This is a genomic window from Streptomyces sp. SID1328, assembly GCF_009865595.1.
In the GTDB taxonomy this organism is placed as follows: Bacteria; Actinomycetota; Actinomycetes; order Streptomycetales; family Streptomycetaceae; genus Streptomyces; species Streptomyces griseoluteus.
Genome location: NZ_WWKH01000300.1, coordinates 1 through 5637 on the forward strand (window position 1 = coordinate 1; position 5637 = coordinate 5637).

General features: G+C 73.7%; 4 protein-coding genes, 1 tRNA gene and 1 pseudogene. 3 read left to right on the forward strand and 3 right to left on the reverse strand.

What is annotated here, in order from left to right:
- The 3 genes from GT030_RS08985 to GT030_RS08995 form a co-directional block, all read left to right on the forward strand.
- Positions 1-878 (forward strand): hypothetical protein (locus GT030_RS08985; RefSeq protein ID WP_202459882.1); only part of this gene is annotated, 878 nt, incomplete at its 5' end.
- A 75-nt stretch (positions 879-953) separates the two neighbouring features.
- The gene (locus GT030_RS08990) at positions 954-1568 is read left to right on the forward strand and encodes a class F sortase (RefSeq protein ID WP_161200639.1); all 615 of its coding nucleotides are present in this window, start codon (positions 954-956) and stop codon (positions 1566-1568) included.
- 18 nt (positions 1569-1586) lie between these two features.
- On the forward strand, positions 1587-2087 hold the full coding sequence (locus GT030_RS08995) for a tetratricopeptide repeat protein (RefSeq protein WP_161200640.1): 501 nt from the start codon (positions 1587-1589) through the stop codon (positions 2085-2087).
- Positions 2088-2149: 62 nt separating this feature from the next.
- Here GT030_RS08995 and GT030_RS09000 read toward each other — a convergent pair whose 3' ends face one another.
- From GT030_RS09000 to GT030_RS09010, 3 genes and pseudogenes are all read right to left on the reverse strand, one after another.
- Positions 2150-5068, reverse strand: a complete 2919-nt coding sequence (locus GT030_RS09000) for a BTAD domain-containing putative transcriptional regulator (protein ID WP_161200641.1) — start codon at positions 5066-5068, stop codon at positions 2150-2152.
- Positions 5069-5271: 203 nt separating this feature from the next.
- Positions 5272-5345: transfer RNA gene (locus tag GT030_RS09005), tRNA-Ala, on the reverse strand.
- 70 nt (positions 5346-5415) lie between these two features.
- A pseudogene (locus GT030_RS09010) lies at positions 5416-5637 on the reverse strand (hypothetical protein); the annotation flags it as partial.

Sequence of the window (5637 nt, forward strand, 5' to 3'; positions counted from 1 at the left end):
CGAGCACGCAGATCGGCACGCCGACCGCGACCACCAAGCCCAGCACGCCCGCCACCACGGCGGCCCCCACCGCGTCCGAGGGCCCGAACGGGCAGCAGGGCCCGGTCCTGATGAAGACCGTCGCACTGAAGGGCGATCTGACGGCCAAGGTCTACAAGCACACGGACCAGGGCGACTACTACTCGGCCACCGTCACCTTCAAGGGCAGGACCCTCGGCGAGCTGCGTGCCGGGAGCGGCTTCGGTACCCAGCAGACCAAGGTGTTCAACGGCATCAAGGTGACCCTGCGGGCGGACGGCTCGATAACCTCCGTCCAGGACCAGGGCAGCAACGGCCAGGGTCCCGTCACCCCGGTCCGCTGCGTCGTCACCGTGACGCGGAGCATCGGCGCGGGCACCGAGGCGCTGGTGACCATCAGCCCGTCGGGTCCGTCGGTGGACTTCCGGGGCGCGGGCGAGACCAAGCTGATGCCGTACCACCTGGACCGTCTGCGGCCGAAGCTCCCGGCGAGCGCGGGCTTCCTGGCGGAGATCCTCGACCCGGACAGCACCCACCCGCGCCTGCGCACCAACATGGAGGGCGGCGGCCACCCGGCGACCGTCCAGGACTTCCCGCAGCTCCCCAGCGGGTGCGGCTTCGCCTACCCGACCACCTCTACGGGTTCGACGGGCTCCGCCGGCACCACCAGCACTGGCGCCACCTCCACCAACCAGACGACCGTGGTCCCGAAGGGCAGCGTCGCGGCCGGCTACGAGAGCACCGGCACGGGCAACGCCCCCGTGCTGATGGCGGTCGGCGGGGCGGCCGCTGCCGGCGCCGCGGGCATCGGCTTCGTCGTCCTGCGCCGTCGCGGCACCTCGGTCGCCGGTCGGATCTGAAACGCCGTCCCCCGGGTGCGGGCCCGCCGTCCTGAGCGGGGGCCCGCACCCGTCGTTCCGTCGGGAGTCAGCCTCATGCAGCGCCGTGTCACGACCACCACGCTCACCCTCGCGCTCGGCCTCGCCCTGGCCGCCTGCGGCACGCAGGACAGCACCGGGCACGCCGCCCCGCCCCCGCCCAGCCCCGTCTCCACCCCGGCCGCCGCACCCGCCAAGTCGGCGGCGCCGATGGCCCGTTCACTCCCGGTCCGGGTCACGATCCCCTCGGCGGGCGTCGACACCGGCCCGGTCCTGAAGCTGGGCCTCGCCGCCGACGGCACGGTGGAGGTGCCCTCCGTGGCGCAGGCGAGCCGGATCGGCTGGTACTCCAAGGGCGTCACGCCCGGCGAGACCGGCCCCGCCGTCCTGATCGGCCACTACGACACGGTGAACGGCCCGGCCGTGCTGCGGAACGTCGGGCAGATCAAGCAGGGCGCCCGGATCACGGTCGCCCGCGCCGACGGCTCCTCCGCCGTCTTCTCCGTCCGCACGGTCGAGCAGGTCGACAAGGACGCCTTCCCCACCGGCAAGGTCTACGGCGACACGACCCGCCCCGAACTCCGCCTGATCACCTGCGGCGGAGCCATCGAGAACGGCCACCGCCCGGACAACATCATCATCTACGGCGACCTGGTGCCCCCCAAGGGCTGACAGTGCGAGGCTGACCCGATGACCCCGAACACCACACCGGAGTGGGAGCAGCGGTGCGCGGCCCTGTGGGACGCCTTTGAGGAGACGGACGCGGCCCAATTCCGCTCCCGGATGGCCGCGTTGACCGGCCAGTTGCCCGCCGGCCACCCCGTGGCCGCCTTCGAACTCGCCTCCGCCTGCGACGCCACCGACCTCGGCGAGGACGCCGTCCCCCTCTACCGCCGGGCCCTGGACACCGGCCTGCCGGAGGACCGCCGGCGCCAGGCCGTCATCCAGCTGGCCAGCACCCTGCGCACCCTCGGCCGGCCGGAGGCGGCCGCCGACCTGTTGGTCGCGGAGCGCGCCCACGCCTCGGACCACCTGGACGACGCGCTCACCGCGTTCCTCGCCCTGACCCTCATCGACCTCGGCCGCGAGCGCGAGGCCGCCGCCCTCGCCCTGGGCGCCCTCGCACCCCACCTGCCGGCCTACCGGATCTCCGTCGCCCGGTACGCCGACGCCGTGACCGACCCGGCCTGAAACGCGGACCGCCCCGTGCGCCGGTGTGGCGTACGGGGCGGTACCAGGTCTCGACGAGGTGGTCAGGCTCTCGGGCTCGCCGGCCCCTCCCCCTGGGCCATGCTGTGCTCCGCCTTGCCGGAACCGGACAGCGCTGCGCTCCCCCCGAGCGCCAGTACGAACGTCATGACGAGAACCCCGGCCAGCTTGATCGCGTTGCTCAGCATGCCCCACCCCTTGTCCCGGCCCGCGCCGAGTCGTGGTCGCGTCGATCGCTTCCGACGCCCCGGATACTGCTGGCCGCGGTTCCCGCCGCTGTCCCCAGGGACGGGAACGAACCGGGAAACGCACCTCAGGAGGCGTGCCCGGGCGCCCGGCATCAGGACACGGGTTGTGGCGCGCGCTCCTCGGCCACCGGCTCCCCGGCCGGCTCCACGCCCTCCCCCGGCGGCCGTAGCGCCTTGAGGTCCACCCAGCGCAGCGCCGCCAGCGTCATCAGCACCGGCAGCGTCCCGCCGAGCACGAAAACGGTCACCGTGAACGTCCGCCCGCTGCCCACACCCGCGATCACCGCCGACAGCGGGACCAATGCCAGTGAGCCCAGCCAGTCGACGCTGATGACCCGCCCGCGTACCGCGCTCGGCACCGTCTGGACCAGCGTCGACCAGTACACGTTGCCGACGGTGGAGAAGAAGCCGTACACCACGGCCAGCGGGACCCACCTCGTCCCCGAGCGCGCGGGCGATCTCGCGGGCCTCGGAGACGCTGTCGATGCCGTCACGGAAGCGTCCCGCCCGCCACTGGGCGACCCCTAGGTTGTTGAGACTGAGGCACAGCAGGTTCCGGTCCCCGAGCCGCCGCGCGGCGCGTACGGCGGTACGGCCCTGCGCGACCTGCTCGTCCGGCTTGCTGCGCGTGTACAGGTAGAAGGCGAGGTTGCGGGAGAGGCGTACCACGCACGCGGGGTCGGCGAGGTCGCCCTCACGGTCCAGGGCGGCCTGCACCATGCGGTACTCCCGGTCGAACCACTCCATGGCCTCGGCCACCGTACGCAGCGGGGGCAGGGCGGCGGGCCGGACCTCCGCGCCCCACTCCAGGCGCATCCGGTCCGGGAACAGCACCTCGCAGGCGGCCTCCGTCGCGCGCAGGTAGTACGGCAGCAGCCGCTCGGCCAGCACTCCGCCACCGGTGCCCTCGCCGGGCAGGGAGCGGGCGAAGCTGCGCACCAGGTCGTGGAAGCTGTACAGGCCCAGCGCGTGCTGCTGCACCATGTGCGCGTCCAGCAGGTACTCGAGGAGGTCCTCGGCCTCCCGGGCGGAGGTGCCGGTCAGCGCCGCCGCCGACCAGACGTCGATCTCGGTGCCGGGATGCTGCCCCAGCAGCCGGAACCCGGCCCGCCCGGCCGCGCTCAACGCCTGGTACGACAGCTCCAGCGTGGCCGTCACGCTGCGCCGCCCGGTGCTCAGCTCGTCCAGCCGGCGCGTCTCGTGGCTGAGCCGCTCCACCAGGTGGGCCACTGTCCAGCGGGGCCGGTTTCGCAGCCGGGCCGCGGCGATGCGCAGGGCCAGCGGCAGTCGGCCGCACAGCTCGGCGAGTTCGGCCACCGCCCCGGGCTCGGCCGCGGCCCGCTCGGCGCCCAGCGTCTCCGCGAGCAGCGTCACGCTCTCCTCGGGGGCGAGCATGCCGAGCCCGATCCAGTCGACGCCGTCGAGATCGACCAGCCGGCCCCGGCTGGTGATCAGGACCAGACAGCCGGAGGAGGCGGGCAGCAGCGGGACCACCTGGCCCGGATCGGCCGCGTTGTCCAGCAGGATCAGCACGCGTTTGCGGGCGACCATGCCCCGCCACAGCGCCGTCCGCTCTTCGGTGCCCTCCGGCAGCCGCTCGTCCGGCACGCCCAGCGCCCGCAGGAGGCCCTCCAGTGCCACCTCGGGCCGCAGCGGCCGCTCGCCGGGGGTGAAGCCACGCAGGTCGACGAAGAGCTGGCCGTCGGGGTAGCGGTCGGCCAGCCGGTGCGCCGCCCGCACCGCGAGAGTGGTTTTGCCGGAGCCGCCCATGCCGTCGACGGCGATGATCCGGGTGCCCTCGCCGTCGGACTCGTCGGCCTTGTCCAGCAGCAGCCGCAGCTTGTGGTCGCGGCCGGTGAAGTCGGTCAGATCGTACGGCAGGGTGCACACGCCCCGGTCCGCCGGGACCGGTCCGGGCACGGGGGCAGGCCGCGGCGCGGGAGGGCGCGGGGCCGGTTCGAGATCCTCGCGCAGGATGCCCTCGTGGAGACGGGTCAGCTGGGCGCCCGGGTCGATGCCGAGTTCCTCACCGAGCAGGCGGCGCACCGCCGCGTACTCCTCCAGCGCCTCGGCGCCGCGTCCGGAGCGGTGCAGGGCGAGCATGAGGTGGCCGCGCAGGGTCTCGCGCAGCGGATGGCGGCCCACCAGATCCCTGAGGTCGCCGACGAGTTCGGCGGCCTCGCCCTGCGCCAGGCACAGCTCGAAGTACTGCTCGGCCGCGGCCAGCCGGCGTTCCTCCCACACCGTCACCGCCGCCTCGACCACCCGGCCGCCGCGCCCCGACGGCGCCGGACCGCGCCACAGGGCGAGCGCCTGGCGCAGGTCGGTGACCGCCTCGGCCGTGCGGCCCTCGCCGACCGCGGCGCGGGCGGCGCGCAGCAGACCGGCGAACTCGTCGAGATCGAGCTGTCCCTCGCCCAGCTCCACGCGGTAGCCGGGATCGGCGGTGACGACGACCGCCGCACCGCCCGGAATGCGTCGGCGCAGCTCCGAAACCGCCTTGCGCACCTGGTGTTCGGCGCTGCTGGGCGGCTCACCGTCCCAGGCGGCCTCGACCAGCCGGCTCACCGGGACGATCCGGCCGGACTCCAGCAGCAGGGTCACGAGCACCCGTTCCTGGATCGGCCCTCCGAACCGCAGCCGGGTCTGTCCGGCCCAGCCCTCCAGCACGCCGAGCACATGGAAACGAAGACGGTCCGACTCCCCCCCGGTCACACCGCGCCCCCCTCACCTCAGGTGGAGCCCTCGCTCAGGCGGTGCCCTCGCATCGGGCGCTCTCTTCGCAAGATCTTCGCTTCTCCCGGAAGTTCAGGGAAGAGAAGCCTGCAAACGCACCCGAAAACGACGAGATCCCACCGATCGGATGATCGGTGGGATCTCGTGAACTCTTCCCGAGCGGACTCGGGAGAAGCGTTACGTGGACCTGAGGGGATTTGAACCCCTGGCCCCCTCGATGCGAACGAGGTGCGCTACCGGACTGCGCCACAGGCCCTTGCAACGAGTGAAACTCTAGCATCCCGATCGGCGTGCTCGGAAATCCGCTCCGGGACTGGTCAGAGGGGTCACTCGTTGGCGGCGCGCGGCCGGTCGCCCTCCTCGTACTGGTCGAACAGCGGGGTGCGGCCCCGCTCGCGGGAGCGGCGTGCGGAGGCGCTGCGCCGGGCGTCGCCCCGCGCGTCCTCCGGGCGCTCCTCAGCAGGTGCCGGATCGGCCGGCGGGACCTCGGGACGCTGGTCCGGGGTGACGGCGCTGGAGCGGGCCGAGCTCCAGGTGCCGGGGGCGCC